Origin of the sequence: Streptomyces monashensis (assembly GCF_001866665.1) — a bacterium.
GTDB classification, from domain to species: Bacteria; Actinomycetota; Actinomycetes; order Streptomycetales; family Streptomycetaceae; genus Streptomyces; species Streptomyces monashensis.
The window spans coordinates 14437-30560 of the sequence record NZ_MLYO01000119.1 but is presented as its reverse complement, the minus strand read 5'-3'; the positions used below and the strand labels follow the sequence as shown (position 1 = coordinate 30560).

The window sequence follows — 16124 nt, the reverse complement described above, 5'->3', positions numbered from 1 at the left end:
GCCCGGTCCCGGTTCCCGCCCCGGTCGCGGTCCCGGTCACGCCCGGTCCCGGTTCGGCCACGGAGCCCTCCCCGCCCGGCCACGGCCCCGCTACCCGGGAACCCGGGTCCGCCCCCGCTGTCCCACCAACACCAGCAGACCGATCACCAGCCACAGCACGCCCACCACCAGGGCGGGCCGGCTCGCCTCCACGCCCCACCGCGACCGTGATCGCCGCCGGCCACCGGTACCAGCACGTGCCGCCACCAGCCGACCGGCTCCGGCCCCGGCGCCGCACGGCGAAACAGCCCGCCACGCTCGCGTGCAGCGGCGTGAAGGCGGTCAGCGCGCCGATGCCGACCACCGAGACCAGCCTGTCCAGGCCGTCGGCGTGCCGGGCCGCCCAGCCCGCCGTGAGCAGGGTGATCACCGCCGAGCGCAGCAGGACGACCCGCGGCACCCCGCCGTCCGTCCGGGGCAGGGCACGGGGCAGGCGGCGGTCCCTGCCCATCGCGAACAGCAGGCGCCCGGCCGCCGCCTGCCCGGCGAGCGCCGCGCACGCCGCCCCGATCGCCTTGCTCGCGGCCACCAAGTCGTGCGGCCGGCGTCCGACGGCGGCGTCCACGGCTCGTAGAACGCGGAGCCCTGCCGGGCCGGATCGGCGGCCGGCCGCGCGGACGTCACCGGTTCCAGCAGGGCCACCAGATACCTCTGCGCCACGAACAGCACACCGGCCGGCGCCAGGCAGCACAGCAGCGCCCGCGCCACCTTCGCCGAGCCCCCGGTGACCTCCTCGGCGAACGTCACGGTCGCGTCGAAGCCCATGCCGAACACGCCCACCGGCGCCATGGGGGCGATGACCAGCAGCCCGTGGACCACCAGGTCCCGGCAGCCGAGGCCCCGCCGCAGCCGGCCCCGCTCGTCGGCCGGGGCAGCCGTCGTACCGGTGTCGGACATGCCGGTCAGTGTTCCCCGCGCGGTCACGCGCACGTGATCGCCGCGCGCCCGAACGCGGCCGACGGCGGCCGAAGACGGGCCGGCACGGGCTTTACGATGGGACGCATGACCTCTTCGACTGGCCGCCGTGTCCTGCTCGCCGCACCCCGTGGTTACTGCGCGGGTGTGGACCGCGCCGTGATCGCCGTCGAGAAGGCCCTCGAACAGTACGGGGCGCCGATCTACGTCCGGCACGAGATCGTCCACAACAAGTACGTCGTGCAGACCCTGGAGAAGAAGGGCGCGATCTTCGTCGAGCGGACCGAGGAGGTGCCGCCCGGCAACATCGTGATGTTCTCCGCGCACGGCGTCGCCCCGGTCGTGCACGAGGAGGCCGCGCGGGGCCGGCTCGCCACCATCGACGCCACCTGCCCCCTGGTCACCAAGGTCCACAAGGAGGCCGTCCGGTACGCCAAGGAGGACTACGACATCCTCCTGATCGGGCACGAGGGCCATGAGGAGGTCATCGGCACCTCCGGCGAGGCCCCCGAGCACATCCAGCTCGTGGACGGCCCCGGGGACGTCGCCAAGGTCGAGGTCCGCGACCCCTCGAAGGTCGTCTGGCTCTCCCAGACCACCCTCTCCGTGGACGAGACCATGGAGACCGTCGACGCCCTGAAGACCAAGTTCCCGGGGCTCGTCTCGCCGCCCAGCGACGACATCTGCTACGCCACGCAGAACCGCCAGCTGGCCGTGAAGCAGATGGGTGCCGAGGCCGAGCTGGTCATCGTGGTCGGCTCGCGCAACTCCTCCAACTCCAAGCGGCTGGTCGAGGTCGCCAAGCTGGCCGGCGCCCGCGACGCGCACCTGGTGGACTTCGCCGCCGAGATCGACGAGGCCTGGCTGGAGGGCGTGAGCACCGTCGGTGTCACCTCCGGTGCCTCCGTGCCCGAGGTGCTGGTCGAGCAGGTGCTGGAGTGGCTCGCCGAGCGCGGCTACGGCGACGTGGAGCTGGTCAGGGCGGCCGAGGAGTCCATCACCTTCTCGCTGCCCAAGGAACTCCGCCGTGACCTGCGGGAAGAGGCCGCCGAGCTGGTCGCCGAGCGCGGCGGGAGCGGCGCGGCCGGGGCGTGAGCGCGGCGTGACTGTCAGTGGTCCGTCGTAACGTGGTGCCATGCAGATCTTCGGCGTGGACATCGGCGGATCCGGGATCAAGGGCGCCCCTGTGGACCTGGACAAGGGCGAGCTGGCCCAGGAGCGCTGCAAGGTGCTCACCCCGCATCCGGCGACACCGGACGGTGTGGCCGACGGGGTCAAGCAGGTCGTGGACCACTTCGGCTGGACGGGCCCGGTCGGCCTGACCTTCCCCGGAGTGGTCACGGGCGGCGCCATGGTCCGTACGGCGGCGAACGTCGACGAGAGCTGGATCGACACCGACGCGCGCGCCTTGTTCAGCGGCAGGCTGGGCGGACTCCCGGCGACCGTCCTCAACGACGCGGACGCGGCGGGCGTCGCCGAGGTGCGCTTCGGCGCCGGCCGCGACCGCAGGGGCACAGTCATCCTGCTCACCTTCGGCACGGGCATCGGCAGCGCCGTCTTCGTCGACGGCGTCCTCGTGCCGAACACGGAGCTGGGCCACCTGGAGCTGAACGGCCACGACGCCGAGAAGCGCGCCTCCAGCAAGGCCAAGGAGGACGGCGACATGACCTGGGAGCACTGGGCGCGCCGCGTCCAGAAGTACCTGGCCCATGTGGAGATGCTCTTCTCGCCCGAGCTGTTCATCATCGGCGGCGGGGTCAGCCGCAAGTCCGACAAGTTCCTGCACCTCATCGAGGGCATCAGAGCCGAGATGGTCCCCGCGCAGCTCCAGAACAACGCGGGGATCGTGGGGGCGGCGATGAGCGCGGCCGAGCACGGGTAGGCGGCCTCGGCGGTCCCGCGGCCCCCGCTGCTCAGGTCCGGCGGCGACCGCGCACCCAGCTCACACGCCGGACGAGCACGACGACCCAGGCCACGAGCGTCCCGCTGTAGAGCCAGCCGGCCTGGGTGGCGAGCCCGGTGAACACCCCCACCAGCCGGGCGAGCACCCCGGCCTTCCCGTCGGCGACGGGGAACAGCCCGAGGGTGAACGCGATCGGCAGGACGACGGGAGCGGTCAGCAGATCTCCCTCGCGCACCCACAGCGCGGTCAGTACGCACACCGGCAGGAACAGCACGCCGTACGTGGTCATGGACGCGCCGAACAGCAGCGCGTCCAGGCAGCCGAGGAGGAACATCACGACCGTGCAGAACAACCCGCTGCCCAGCCCGGTCAGCCGGGGATTCGGCAGTCGCGCCCCCGCCGCCGGCCGCGCGACACGCGCCTGCCGCCCCGCCTGACCCGCTCCCGCCCAGGGGCCGCTCCGGGCCTGCGGGGGAAGCTGCGCGTGCGGCGGTGTGCCGTGTCGCGTTCCGTCGTTCGGGGGTCGTTTATCGTGTTGCTCCACTGGACCAACTTAGGTCTGTTTATGTGCCGAATCGGCCATCAGACACGCCGGTGAGCAGAGCTTGGTCGGGCGTTCGACGCTCCCGCGAGCCGGTCGACGGCGACGCCGTAAACTGGTGGATCGCGCCCACTCATCGCCCACTCATCCACGGGAAGTCGCAACGTGTCGCTCACGATCGGAATCGTCGGTCTGCCGAATGTCGGCAAGTCGACCCTTTTCAACGCCCTGACCAAGAACGACGTGCTCGCGGCCAACTACCCGTTCGCCACGATCGAGCCGAACGTCGGCGTGGTCGGCGTCCCCGACGCCCGCCTGGCCCAGCTGGCCTCGATCTTCGGCTCGGAGCGCATCCTCCCGGCCACGGTCGACTTCGTCGACATCGCCGGCATCGTGCGCGGCGCCTCCGAGGGCGAGGGCCTCGGCAACAAGTTCCTCGCGAACATCCGCGAGTCCGACGCGATCTGCCAGGTCATCCGCGCCTTCAAGGACGAGAACGTCGTCCACGTCGACGGCAAGGTCTCGCCGAAGGACGACATCGAGACGATCAACACCGAGCTGATCCTCGCCGACCTCCAGACGATCGAGAAGGTCCTCCCGCGCCTCCAGAAGGAGTCGCGGATCAAGAAGGACGTGGCCCCCAAGGTCAAGGCGGTCGAGGAGGCCAAGGAGATCCTGGAGAAGGGCGACACCCTCTTCTCCCAGGGCATCCTCCAGGGCACCGAGCGCGCGGAGCTGCTCCACGACCTGCACCTGCTGACGACCAAGCCCTTCCTCTACGTCTTCAACGTCGACGAGGACGAGCTGACGGACGACGCCTTCAAGGACGAGCAGCGCGCCCTGGTCGCCCCCGCCGAGGCGATCTTCCTCAACGCCAAGCTGGAGGCGGACCTCGCCGAGCTGGACGAGGAAGAGGCGCTGGAGCTGCTGGAGTCCGTCGGCCAGCACGAGCCCGGCCTCGCCACCCTCGCCCGCGTCGGCTTCGACACCCTCGGCCTGCAGACCTACCTCACGGCCGGCCCCAAGGAGTCCCGCGCCTGGACGATCAAGAAGGGCGCCACCGCCCCCGAGGCCGCCGGCGTGATCCACACCGACTTCCAGAAGGGCTTCATCAAGGCCGAGGTCATCTCCTTCGCCGACCTGCTCGCCACGGGCTCGGTCGCCGACGCCCGCGCCAAGGGCAAGGCGCGGATGGAGGGCAAGGAGTATGTGATGCAGGACGGGGATGTGGTGGAGTTCCGCTTCAACGTGTGAGCGGATGAAGTGAGCCTCCGTCGCTGACGTGGCAGACATACGGGTCAGAAGGGGTCGGGCTGCTGAGAGCCCGGCCCCTTCGGGGATTGCCGACTGTGGCTGCGCACAGTGTGGTCAGGGTGAAGCCGGGTACCCCAAGAGATCGCAGGCGCGCGGTGACCTACGTGTCCGCCGGTCGCGAGGGTTCTCCGCCCATGTCCGGCTGGTCGCGCAGATCCGGCGGAGGGAGGTGTGACGCCGGCCCTCGCCGACACGAACCGCGCGAGGCGCACCGCGTTGTGCGATCACGTGACCGCACGCACCGTCGACCGGACGTCCGTAGACGCGGATACGGCGGTGAAGCCGAGCGATCTCGCGGAGTTCCTTCTCACCGCCGTGATCGAGTACGCCTCGCTTGTGGCCACCCGATGCCACCCTGGACGCGCTCGGCTGACCTGGAAGAGAAGCCCTCGTCGCCGAACTGCTCGGCCGCGACTGGGATTTCGGCGGGGCCGGCGGGCAGAGCCGGACGTCTGATCCGCAGATCTGTGAGCAGGCGCCCGTCGCTCTCTAGGCCCATGCGGGCGGATACGGCGTCGGGTCCGTCACCCAGCCCGCCGCCAGCACCAGCCGGGAGTCGCGGTGTACGGCGAGGAAGGCGAAGGGGCGGTCGAGGACGGCGCGGACGACCGTGGACTCGTAGCGGGGCTGCGGAGGCGCGCTGCCGTACACCTCTGCCACCGCCGTCACCGCCGCCGCCCGGAAGCCCAGTGGGCCGAACTGGGCCAGCGCCGACTGGCGGGCCTGGCCGACGGCGAGCGGGTGGGGGCTGATGCCGGGGAAGTGGCCGTGGTCCGCGCCCGACGCCGCCGTCAGGCCGAACAGCGGGGCCAGGGACAGCAGATCGTGATCGGCGCGCACTTCGTAGGCCACCGTCCGCACGTCCAGCGAGGGTGGTTCGGGACTGACGGTCGGCTGCTGTTCCACGTACAGGCCCGGTCCCACGTGCCCGTGCGGCAGTGTGCCGCCCGGGGTGAGCGGCAGTGCCCGCTCCACGATCTCCACCCCGGCCGTGAGCACCTGACCCGGAGTCATCCGCTCCTCGCCGAGCACCAGGTGGACGTCGATGCCGTTGTCGCCGGGCACCGTCAGCGCCGTCACGAAGCCGTCCGGGGTGCCCGCCACGCCCACCCGGTCCGGGCGTGGGCCGCGCCGGTGCAGCCCGCGCAGGGTACGGCCCTGCCAGGGGCCCGTGTCCGGGCGGAGCGGCTGTTCGTCGAAGGGCTGGCGCCAGGTCGTACGCAGCGCGAGCGCGCCGGCCAGCACCATCCGCGCGTCCCGGGTCAGGGTCACCGGCATGCGCTCGACCAGACCGCCGGTCCGCTCGGACGCCCATCTGTCCAGTCGCTCCTGCGCGGTGGCCAGGTCGTCGCCGAACACCCCGTACGTCCCCGCCGGCAGCCCGGCCCGCCACTCCTCGCGCAGGGGCAGCCCCTGGTGCGCCCACAGGCCGAGCGCCGCGTCCAGGCCGGACACCGAGGCCAGCGCGGCCAGCAACTCCCGTGCGGCGCCCGCCGCCTGGCCGGCCGGCACCCCCAGTGCCTCGGCCAGTTCCGCGCGGGCGGGGCCCGCGGATCCGTCGGCCAGGAAAGCGAGCAGGGGCCAGACGCCCGTCGCCGAGAACACCGTGCCGTCCTGCGCGGCCGGCGCCCATCGCCGGGTGAGTCGGTTCACCGCCCGGACCGTCTCCGCGCTCGCCCGACTCCCCGTCAGGGTCGTTCCTGCCGTGGTCATTGCCGCCCCCACCCGTTCTGTGACTGTTCCCGCCCGGAAGCACCGTATCGGTACCGGCGTCCCGGTCCCGCGCCCCCGTGGGCGACGGGCGGGCCGGGCGGAGGTGTGAGCGCGCCTATACGGGGGAGAAAGTGCCTGGGTAAAGCCCTCCCCTGCCTCATGTCATCACATCGAGTGATTCTCTGGCCTTTGCTTGCACGGCACAACCCACGGTTGCCACGCTGTTGCTGTCTGTACAACCTGATAGGAGCGGCCAGTGACTTTCGGTGAGCAGCCGGCGTACCTGCGCGTCGCAGGTGATCTCCGCAAGAAGATCGTCGACGGTTCGCTGCCGCCCCACACCCGTCTCCCCTCCCAGGCCCGCATCCGCGAGGAGTACGGCGTCTCGGACACGGTGGCGCTGGAGGCCCGCAAGGTGCTGATGGCCGAGGGGCTGGTCGAGGGCCGCTCCGGCTCGGGGACGTATGTGCGCGAGCGGCCGGTGCCGCGCCGGGTGGCCCGCTCCGGATACCGCCCGACGGGCGGTGCCACGCCCTTCCGGCAGGAGCAGGCCGACGCCTCCGTGCGCGGCACCTGGGAGTCCAGCAGCGAGCAGGCGCCGGCCGGGGCCGCCATCGCCGAGCGGCTCGCGATCCAGGCCGGGGACCGGGTGATGCGCACCAAGTACCTGTTCCGGGACGCCGGAGAGCCCATGATGCTCTCCACCTCCTGGGAGCCCCTCGCCCTCACCGGCCGTACGCCGGTGATGCTGCCCGAGGAGGGGCCGCTCGGCGGGATGGGTGTGGCCGAGCGGATGCGGGCCATCGACGTCATCGTGGACAACGTCACGGAGGAGGTCGGCGCCCGTCCCGGCCTCGCCGAGGAGTTGCATGTGCTGGGCGGGGTCCCCGGCCATGTGGTCCTCGTCATCCAGCGCACGTACTACGCCTCCGGCCGCCCCGTGGAGACCGCCGACGTGGTGATCCCGGCGGACCGGTACCGGGCGGCGTACCACCTGCCGGTGAGATGACCGCGCGGCCGTTCAATGGTTGCCGGTGAGCGCGGGTGCGCGGCCGTCGGCGGGCGGGTGCGCGCGCCCCTCGGAGTGAGGTAGCGCACACCCTCGGCGCTCCGTGCGCATGTCCACCCGGTCGTGCGCCCGCCTCCCGGCCTCGGCCTGCCACCGCGATCCGGCCGTTTTCCCAGGTGGTCACCGGTCACTCGGATATGCCCGCGACGCACGACGGTGGCGTTCACGACGGCGCATTCGTACGTGTGCGCCCCCGGTGTTCTGGCTGGTTGCGTACCTCTTTGTGAAAAGGCGTATTCGCTGAGTAAAGGTTGGGCGTACGCTCGGGCATATGCGGATTGCGGTTTCCTTAGGCGGGGCCCGGCGGGGGTCCGAGGCGGGATGGGGGTGCCCCCGCGCGAGCGCCGCCGAGAGTGGGGGAGGGTGCGGCCATGCGACACGGAGTGCCGGGGGCGGTGGGAGCCATGAATGAGGGGACGGTCTCCCTGCCCTGGATCGTGATACGGCAGGACGACAACGGCAATCGCTACCGCGTGGGCCGGTACGCGACCCGGGCCGAGGCCCAGAAGATCGCCGACAGTCTCGACGACCGGGGCCACAAACAGGTCTACTGGGTCGAGCGCATCGGGCAGAACGGGGACGGCGCGCGCAACTGACCCCCGGCGGCCTCCCGTAGGCTCCGCTGCATGACGCCCAGCACGCCCATGACACCCCGCGCGGACCGGATCGTGGTGGTGGGAGCCGCCCTGTTCGACGGCGGCCGGCTGCTCGCGGCGCGCCGCAGCGCGCCCGCCGATCTGGCCGGACGCTGGGAACTGCCCGGCGGCAAGGTCGAGCCGGGCGAGCGCCCCGAGGACGCCCTCGCGCGCGAGTTGCGCGAGGAACTCGGCGTCGACGCCGAGCCGGTCGGGCGCGTGCCGGGGGAATGGCCGCTCAGGGCGCCGTACGTCCTGCGGGTGTGGACCGCCCGCCTGCGCCCCGGCTCACCCGCGCCCCGGCCCCTCCAGGACCACGACGAGCTGCGCTGGCTGACGCCGGACGAGATCTGGGACGTCGCCTGGCTGGACCAGGACGTCCCGGCGGTCCGGGAGGCGCTGGCCCGATCGGGTGCGGGACTCCCCGGGCATACGGCTGCGTCGCGGGGCGTGAGCAACACGCAAGGAACCGCGAGCAACCCGCAAGGTCCCGCAGCCGCACGGCAACCGCGCGATCCGGGCTCCTAGGCGGACGGCTCCTCGCGCGGAGCGCCGCGTACGCCGTTCGTGCCACTGTGCGCCCCGTTGCACGGTACTGCCCACCAGATATCGGGTATGTGCCCATTAACCCCACGAAATCGGACATGGGTGAAGCTCGCTGGCCGGGGAAGTGATCGGCGTGATCGACACCGATGGTGACTGCGCCGAGTGGACCTTTCCCGCGGAGCCGGGAGCCGTGCGCACCGCGCGTGCCGCGGTCCGCGGCCAGTTGCACGGCTGGCGTCTCGACTGCGTCGCCGACCTGACCGCGCTGCTGGTCAGTGAGCTGGTCACCAACTCGCTGCGGCACGCCACCGGCCCCATCGGCGTACGGCTCGTGCGTCCCGCCGGGCTCGGCGGGGCCGGGACGCTGCTGGTGGAGGTCTCCGACCCGCTCCCGGACCCGCCGCGCGAGCGCGTCGCCCGGCCCGAGGACGAGGGCGGGCGCGGCCTGCAACTGGTCGCCGGTTCCTCGCGCCGCTGGGGTACCCGGCCCGGCGTGAGCGGAAAGACCGTCTGGTTCGAACTCGCGTTGCCGCAGTGACGTACCGGCGGGCGGTAGTCGAACAGTAGTGATGAACGGACGGGACCGGGGCGGCGCATCGGCGGGGCCGGGGTGATGGGGGAGCACACGAGGGGCACAGGGGTGTACGGACGGCGACGGACGTCCGGCGTGCGCCCCGGGCACACGACCCGTCACCGACTGCGTGATTCGAGGGCGTGCTCCCTGGTTAGAAGAGTGGAAGTGTTGTCACGGACTGGTCCGAAAAACACCTGGACCATGCTGTGATCGTGAACACCGTGTCGTGCGGCGCCGTAGTGCTGGATACTGCGGGCAGCCGCCCCCGGTGACCGGTGCCGGGCGCGGTGAGCTGGAGGGGACGGTTCGCGTGAGCGAGATACCAGCGAAGGCCACGGAGTCCGAGGACCCGTCGGACGGCGCGAGGAACCAGGCCGCGGTGGCTGCCGCACACGGCGACGCGCGGCGCGAAGCGGTACCCGGCGACGCCATGTGGCAGAGCAGCCCGCCCGGTTCGATCTACGACTACATCCGGGTCGCGTCCTTCTCCATCGGTCCCGGCGGGCTGGTCGACCAGTGGAGTCTGCGCGCCGAGCAGCTCTTCGGCATCCCCGCCCGGCGCGCCGTCGGCATGGACCCCATAGAGGCCTTCGTCGATCCCGACCTGCGCGAGCACGGCCAGCGCAAGATGGCCGAGATCCTCGACGGGCGGGAGTGGACCGGGGTCGTGCCCTTCCGGATGCCGGACGCGCCCGACGGCGCGCGCGGCGAGGAGGGGCTGGCCGAGGTCTACGTCATGCCCACCCGGACCGCCGAGGGCGAGAAGGCCGCCGTGTGCATCGTCGTCGACGTCCGCACGCTGCGCAGCATCGAGACCGACCTCGCCGCGTCCCAGGCGATTTTCGGCCAGTCCCCGTTCGGGTTCCTGCTGATCGACACCGATCTGAGGGTCCGTCGGGCCAACGAGCGGTTCGCCTCCATCTTCGGCGGTTCCCCGGACGACCACCGGGGCAAGGGCGTGCACGACTACCTGCCGCGGGGCGAGGCCGAGCGGGTTTCGGCCACCCTGCGCCGGGTGATGGAGAGCGGCCAGTCCATCACCGACATGCATGTCACCGGGCACGTGCCGAACTCGGCGGAGCGCCGGCACTGGTCGGTCAACCTCTACCGGGTGCACGGCGGCAGCGGTCGGCCCATCGGCATCGCCTGGCTCGGCACCGACATCACCGCGCGCCGGGCCGCCGCCCGTGAGGCCGCCGCGGCCCGGCGCAATCTCGCCCTGCTCAACGAGGCCGGGGCCCGCATAGGGAATTCGCTGGACCTGGAGACCACCGCGCGCGAACTCCTCGACGTCGTCGTCCCCGGCTTCTGCGACCTCGCCACCGTCGACCTCTACCAGGGGCTGCTGACCGGCGACGAGACCCCGCCCGGCCGGGCCGACGGCAGCGCGGAACTGCGCCGTGTCGCCTACGCCAGCGCCGTCTCCGGCGCGCCTCTCGGCATCACCGGCAAGCGGGTCGCGGTCGGCGCCGTCCACCACTTCCCGTTCGCCTCGCCGTGCGCCGACGCCCTGCGCACCGCCCGGCCGCAGCACGTGCCCGCCGAGGACGGCGGCCTCGTGCAGTCCACGCTGGCCGTGCCGATGGTGGCCCACGACACCGTCGTGGGCCTCGCGCAGTTCGCCCGGACGAAGGGCAGCGAGCCGTTCGGCGACCGCGACCGGGATCTGGCGGTGGAGCTGGCGGCGCGCGCGGCGGTCTGCATCGACAACGCGCGGCTGTACCGCAGGGAGCACGAGCGGGCGCTGATCCTGCAACGGTCCCTGTTGCCGCCCGGCGACCCCGAGGCCTCCGGGCTGGACATCGCCTGCCGCTATCTGCCCGGCAACGCGGCGACCGAAGTGGGCGGCGACTGGTTCGACGTGATCGAACTGCCCGGCCACCGTACGGCGTTGGTGGTCGGCGACGTGATGGGACGCGGTCTGCGCGCGGCCGTGGCCATGGGCGAACTCCGCACGGCGGTACGGACCTTGGCACTGCTGGATCTCGAACCCGCCGAGGTGCTCTCGGCGCTGGACGAGATCGCGCGGGGCCTCGGCACACCGGGGGGCGTCCAGCAGGCCGGCCGCACGGCCCGCCAGCCGCGCGACGCCGACCTGTCCGAGGTGTACCTCGCGACCTGCGTGTACGCGGTGTACGACTCGGTCACCAGACGCTGTACGTTCGCCAACGCCGGCCATCTGCCGCCGGTGCTGGTCGAGCCCGGCGAGAGCGCGCTCATGCTGGACGTGCCGCCCGGCATGCCGCTGGGCGTGGGCGGCGAGCCGTTCGAGGAGGTCGAGGTCGAACTCCCGGAGGGCGCCCTCCTCGCCCTCTACACGGACGGCCTGGTCGAGTCCCGCGACCATCCGCTGGACGAAGGACTCCAGGCGTTCGTGGGCGCGCTCAGCGATCCCGCCCCGCAACTGGAGGACGTCTGCGACCACGTCCTCAACACCCTCGACACGCATCACGGCGAGGACGACATCGCGCTGCTGATGGCGCGGGTACAGGGGCTGCCGGCCGAGTCGGTCGGCGACTGGACGCTGCCGCGTGAGCCGAAGAGCGTGGGCCGGGCGCGGGAGTACGCCCGGGGGCAGCTGCAGAGCTGGGACCTGGAGGCGCTGGTCGACACGACGGAACTGCTCGTCAGCGAGCTGGTCACCAACGCGCTGCGGTACGGCGAGGGCGAGATAAGGCTGCGGCTGCTGCTGGACCGGACGCTGGTGTGCGAGGTCTGGGACTCGGGGCTGGTACAGCCCCGGCGCCGGCGGGCCCGGGACACGGACGAGGGGGGCCGGGGCCTGCAGTTGGTGGGGCTGCTCAGCGCGGCATGGGGCTCCCGCCGGACCCCGCGGGGCAAGACGGTGTGGTTCGAACTGCCGCTGCCCGGCGCCGAAACGGGCCTGACCGACCCGGCGGAGGCCCTGCTGAGCCTCTTCTGACCGCCGCGCGCCGAGACGTTGTGCGCCGAGACGTTGTGCGCCGAGACGCCGCGCGCCGGGTTCTGCTCGTCGGCTCTCACCCGCCGACCCCCGCCCACTGGCTCTCACCCACCGACTCCCTGCCCGCCGGTCTTCGCATGCCGGCTCCCGCGCACCTACCCGACTCCGTCGGCCGAGGCCGGCCTTCGTCCGGGCGGGGCGTCGGCCGAGGACGATTCCGGGTCGTCGTCACGGTGGTGGCAGACGGCGGCGGCCCCTCGTCTCCGGGCCCCCGTAACTGGCCGGTGGGCCTCCGTCCTCCTCCTCCGCGAGGAGGACACCGCCCAGGACCGCGCCCGGCACGCCGGGGGCGGTCGCGGAGGCGGCGGTGTACGGGGTGCCGTGGGAGCGGACGTCCTGTTCGGCCCGGTCCCGGGAATCCCGGGCCGCCCGGTCGGCCCCCGCGGCGTCTCCCGCGGACAGGTCGCGCACCGCCTCCGCCAGGCGCACCCGGGCCTCCGCGCCCACCGCGCCCCGGTGCACCCCTATGAACTCCTCCGCCTCGGCCACCGAGCCGCGCGCCACCAGCAGCGCCGCCGCGGACAGCACACCCGCGTGGCCGTTCTCCAGGCGTTCCACCGCCCGCGTCATCCGGTACAGGGCGTCCAGCGGATCGTACGGGCCCGACGTCATCTCCTCGCGCACGGTGGCCAGCACGGTGTCCGCGTGCGTCAGCCGGGCATGCAGCTCGCCGTACGGCAGGGGTTTGCGCGCGCCCCCGCGCCGGGCCGCCGCCAGCTCCGCCTCCGCGCCGGTCAGTGCGGCCGGCAGCAGACCGGCCGCCGCCCGCAGCTGTGCGGCCAGCCGGTCCACCCCGGATATCAGCACCTCGGCCTGCGCCACCGCGCCCTCGGCGGCGCGCAGCCGGCGGGCGGCCCGGTCGCCGTCGTCGCGGTCGGCGGCCTGCCGGGCCTCGTTGAGCCGCGCGGTGGCGAACACGAGCCTGTCCTTGGCCTGTTCGACGTACCCGGTGACCGGCTCGACGGCGGACCGTGCGTAGCGCTCGTACAGTGCGGCCAGCGTCTCCTGCGCGGTCACCGTCCGCCCCGCCAGCTCCCGGAAGCGCTCCTCGGCGGCCTCCAGCGCCTCGGCCAGCCCCGGACCCTCCAGCCCCCGCAGCAGGTCCAGCTCCGCCGCCTCGGAATCCAACCGGCGACCGACCTCCGCGCACCGGCCGATCACCCCGACCAACGCCTGCCGCCGGGCCGCCGGGTCCCGCGGCACTCCCTGCTCGTAGCGCCGCCAGATCGCGCACGCGGCCGACAGCTCGGTCTCGGCGGCCCGCAGGGCGTGGGCGAAGACCTCGGTGTCCGGCCGTGCGAACCGCTGCCGGACGAAGGAGAGTTCCTCCCGGCTCGTACGGACACAGTCGTCGGCCGTCACCAGCGCGGTGCGGGCCTGGCGGTCGAAGTCCGCCGGGGTGGGGGCGGCCGGTGCCGCCGGGACGACTCCCGGCGTCGTGCGGGTACGGGCGCGGCGGGTACGGCGCAGACAGCCGTAACCGGCCAGCACCACGGCCGCGCCCCCGGCGACGAGGGGCAGCACGAGGTCCGCCGTGGACGTACCGCCCTGCTGGGTCGCGGCGGCGCTCGCGACTGTCCCGTGTGCCGTCGCGGGAACCGGATCGTGCGACGCCGCCGTCATCACCGGCAACACCAGCCACCCGACCCCCGCCGCGGCACCCAGCACGGCGTGCGCCAGCCGCACCGGTATGTGCGCCTTGGCGCGCCGGGGCCGGCCCCGGATCAGCGAGTACGTCACATTTCGGAGCGTATGGGCAGGTAGGCGCGTTCGCGAGCGGGACGGATACGGGCGGGGGACAAGGGAAGAGGGGGCCGAAAATGGACGACGATGGGACAGGACGGCGGGACCCGATCTCCTCCGGAAAGGCCGACGGCAGCCGGAAGAAGAGGCTCCGTCGGCGCGTCCTGCGCTGGGCCCTCGTCGGCCTCGCCGTCCTGCTCGTCCCCCTCCTCACCGCCGAGACGGCCCTGCGCGTCAACGACACCGGCACCCCGCGACCCGGCACCACCACCCGCGGCCAGGACGCCCTCTGGCTGGGCCACGCCTGGGTCGACGGCCGTAGGAACGACGGCGACGTGTGTGCACTCGCCCGGCGGCTGAAGGACACCGGCATCCGCGACCTGTACGTCCACTCCGGCCCGCTGGAACACGACGGCACACTGCCCGACTCGGCGTATCCCGAGGCCCGCCTGCTGGTCTCGGCCGTGCACCGGGAGCTGCCCGGGGTCCGGGTGCAGGCCTGGCTCGGCGACCAGCTCGCCACCGAGAGCCCCGACGGGCTGCACCTGGAGCGCGCCGCCACCCGCGCCGCGATCCTCGCCTCCGCCCGACGCGTCCTCGCCGCCGGCTACGACGGTGTGCATGTCGACCTGGAGCCGCTGCACTCCGGCGACCGCGACTACCTCTCCCTCCTGGACGGCCTGCACACCCTCACCCACGCCCGGCGCGCGCTGCTGTCCGTCGCCGCCCACCAGATCGACCCGCTGCCCGCGTTCCACTCCCTGTGGGGCACGACCACCGGCCACCCCAAGTGGTGGTCGCAGGCCTACTTCGGGCAGGTGGCGCGGCGCGTGGACCAGATCGCCGTGATGTCGTACGACACCATGCAGCCGTTGCAGAGCCTGTACGGCGGCTACGTGGCCCAGCAGACGAGCCTCGCCCTGGAGGTCACCCCCGAGACCACCGACCTCCTCATGGGCCTGCCCTTCTACCACGAGAACCGGTTCGGCCACTGGGCCCACGCGGAGACCGTCCCGGCCGCCGTGCGCGGGGTCCGGCTCGGTCTGTCCCGCACCGACGCCGACCGGGTCCGCTTCGGCGTCGCGCTGTACGTGGACTTCGCGGCGACGGAGGCCGACTGGCGCGCCTACCGGGAGAACTGGGTGCGCTGAGTCCTCCCGTCACGGAAGACTCCCGGCGGTGACCGAGACCCGACAGCCCCGGACCGTCGCCGACCTCGCGCCCCTCGCCCGCGCCGCCCTCGGCCCGCACCGCACGCTCCGCGCCGTCACCCGGCTGCGCGGCGGCTCCAGGAAGGGCGTCTACCGGCTCGGCCTCGACGGCGGCGGCACCGCGGTCGCCTACGTCTGGGCACCGGACGAGGACTACTGGGGCCCTGCCGCCGCCGATCCCCGTGACCCCTTCTCGCACGCCTGTGGGCTCGACCTGTTCACGGCCGCCCACGACCGTCTCACCGCCGCCGGTGTCCGCACCCCGCGCCTGCTCCACGTGGACCCCGTGGCGGGCGCGGCCGTGGTCGAGGACCTGGGCGCAGGTGGCAGCCTGGAGGAGGCGCTGCGCCGGGATCCGGGCGCAGCCCTCCCCGCACTGAACCGGCTCGCCGACGCCCTGCGCACGCTGCACGGCACCCGCTCCGCCGCCCACGGCAAGGTGGCCGTGATCGACAACGGCGGTACGGCCCACGGGGACTCCTTGGCCGGGCTGGTCACGGACCGCGCCCTGGCCGACATCGCCGAGACCGCCGTACGCGAGCCGCGGATCGCCGCGGCCCGGGAGCGGCTGGAGGACGCCGTGCGCGCCCTGGCCGCGGAGGTCCGTCCGCGCGCCGACCATGTCCTCGTGCACGGCGAACTCGGCCCGGACCACGTCCTGTTGGACGAGCACGGCGATCCCGCCCTGATCGACGTCGAAGGGCTGATGTACTTCGACGCCGAGTGGGAGCACGTCTTCCTGCGGCTGCGCTTCGGGCCGCACTACGACGTCCTGCGCGCCGACGGCCTGGACGAGGACCGGCTGCGGCTGTACCGCCTGGCGACGCACCTGAACCTCGTCGCTGGCTGCGGCCGCTCGACGGGGACTTCCCCTTTGCCGAATCCATGCGCGGTATTGCCGAGCACCATCTGGTCCAGTCGCTGGACCTGGTGAAACG

12 protein-coding genes and 2 pseudogenes are annotated in these 16124 nt (G+C 73.0%); 10 read left to right on the top strand and 4 right to left on the bottom strand.

The features are described 5' to 3' along the window. Positions 1-90: 90 nt before the first annotated feature. Positions 91-804, bottom strand: a pseudogene (locus BIV23_RS43410) (APC family permease); the annotation flags it as partial. 237 nt (positions 805-1041) lie between these two features. Between BIV23_RS43410 and BIV23_RS43405 the strand changes: the two are divergent. Together BIV23_RS43405 and ppgK are read left to right on the top strand one after the other, a co-directional pair. Next, positions 1042-2049: a 4-hydroxy-3-methylbut-2-enyl diphosphate reductase gene (locus BIV23_RS43405; RefSeq protein WP_071386508.1), complete on the top strand. Its 1008-nt coding sequence runs from the start codon at positions 1042-1044 to the stop codon at positions 2047-2049. Between the two features lie 40 nt (positions 2050-2089). Further along, positions 2090-2836 carry a polyphosphate--glucose phosphotransferase gene (gene ppgK / locus BIV23_RS43400; RefSeq protein WP_071386505.1) on the top strand — a complete coding sequence of 249 codons (747 nt, stop codon included), beginning with the start codon at positions 2090-2092 and terminating at the stop codon, positions 2834-2836. A gap of 31 nt (positions 2837-2867) precedes the next feature. Here the strand turns inward: ppgK and BIV23_RS43395 are convergent, their stop codons facing one another. Then, complete coding sequence (locus tag BIV23_RS43395) at positions 2868-3401, bottom strand: DUF6542 domain-containing protein (protein WP_177240249.1); 534 nt, start codon at positions 3399-3401, stop codon at positions 2868-2870. Positions 3402-3563: 162 nt separating this feature from the next. On the opposite strand from BIV23_RS43395, the gene ychF reads away from it, so the two are divergent. Then, on the top strand, positions 3564-4652 hold the full coding sequence (gene ychF / locus BIV23_RS43390; protein WP_071373007.1) for a redox-regulated ATPase YchF: 1089 nt from the start codon (positions 3564-3566) through the stop codon (positions 4650-4652). A 549-nt stretch (positions 4653-5201) separates the two neighbouring features. Here ychF and BIV23_RS43385 read toward each other — a convergent pair. Then, positions 5202-6425 (bottom strand): serpin family protein, encoded by a 1224-nt coding sequence (locus BIV23_RS43385; RefSeq protein ID WP_071386504.1) that lies wholly within the window; start codon positions 6423-6425, stop codon positions 5202-5204. Between the two features lie 256 nt (positions 6426-6681). On the opposite strand from BIV23_RS43385, the gene BIV23_RS43380 reads away from it, so the two are divergent. The 5 genes and pseudogenes from BIV23_RS43380 (at position 6682) to BIV23_RS43360 (ending at position 12172) form a co-directional block, all read left to right on the top strand. Further along, the gene (locus BIV23_RS43380; protein ID WP_071386503.1) at positions 6682-7434 is read left to right on the top strand and encodes a GntR family transcriptional regulator; all 753 of its coding nucleotides are present in this window, start codon (positions 6682-6684) and stop codon (positions 7432-7434) included. Between the two features lie 464 nt (positions 7435-7898). Then, positions 7899-8090: an SPOR domain-containing protein gene (locus BIV23_RS43375; RefSeq protein WP_071386502.1), complete on the top strand. Its 192-nt coding sequence runs from the start codon at positions 7899-7901 to the stop codon at positions 8088-8090. Positions 8091-8138: 48 nt separating this feature from the next. Continuing rightward, positions 8139-8543, top strand: a pseudogene (locus BIV23_RS43370) ((deoxy)nucleoside triphosphate pyrophosphohydrolase); the annotation flags it as partial. Between the two features lie 256 nt (positions 8544-8799). Further along, a complete protein-coding gene (locus tag BIV23_RS43365; protein WP_177240248.1) occupies positions 8800-9213 on the top strand; it encodes an ATP-binding protein in 414 nt (137 codons plus the stop codon). 346 nt (positions 9214-9559) lie between these two features. Continuing rightward, complete coding sequence (locus BIV23_RS43360; RefSeq protein ID WP_071386499.1) at positions 9560-12172, top strand: SpoIIE family protein phosphatase; 2613 nt, start codon at positions 9560-9562, stop codon at positions 12170-12172. A gap of 228 nt (positions 12173-12400) precedes the next feature. Here the strand turns inward: BIV23_RS43360 and BIV23_RS43355 are convergent, their stop codons facing one another. After that, positions 12401-13972, bottom strand: coding sequence for a hypothetical protein (locus BIV23_RS43355; protein ID WP_071386498.1), 1572 nt, complete (start codon positions 13970-13972; stop codon positions 12401-12403). An 80-nt stretch (positions 13973-14052) separates the two neighbouring features. Between BIV23_RS43355 and BIV23_RS43350 the strand changes: the two genes are divergently transcribed. Next, a complete protein-coding gene (locus BIV23_RS43350; protein ID WP_071386497.1) occupies positions 14053-15126 on the top strand; it encodes a glycoside hydrolase family 18 protein in 1074 nt (357 codons plus the stop codon). A 28-nt stretch (positions 15127-15154) separates the two neighbouring features. Continuing rightward, a complete protein-coding gene (locus BIV23_RS43345; RefSeq protein ID WP_342746416.1) occupies positions 15155-16120 on the top strand; it encodes a phosphotransferase in 966 nt (321 codons plus the stop codon). The last annotated feature ends 4 nt before the right edge of the window (positions 16121-16124 follow it).

Excerpts from the sequence above, each read along its gene's own strand:
- ppgK (WP_071386505.1), top strand. The coding sequence starts at position 2,090 with ATGCAGATCTTCGGCGTGGACATCGGCGGATCCGGGATCAAGGGCGCC.
- BIV23_RS43350 (WP_071386497.1), top strand. The coding sequence starts at position 14,053 with ATGGACGACGATGGGACAGGACGGCGGGACCCGATCTCCTCCGGAAAG.
- BIV23_RS43375 (WP_071386502.1), top strand. The coding sequence starts at position 7,899 with ATGAATGAGGGGACGGTCTCCCTGCCCTGGATCGTGATACGGCAGGAC.
- BIV23_RS43385 (WP_071386504.1), bottom strand. The coding sequence starts at position 6,425 with ATGACCACGGCAGGAACGACCCTGACGGGGAGTCGGGCGAGCGCGGAG.
- BIV23_RS43405 (WP_071386508.1), top strand. The coding sequence starts at position 1,042 with ATGACCTCTTCGACTGGCCGCCGTGTCCTGCTCGCCGCACCCCGTGGT.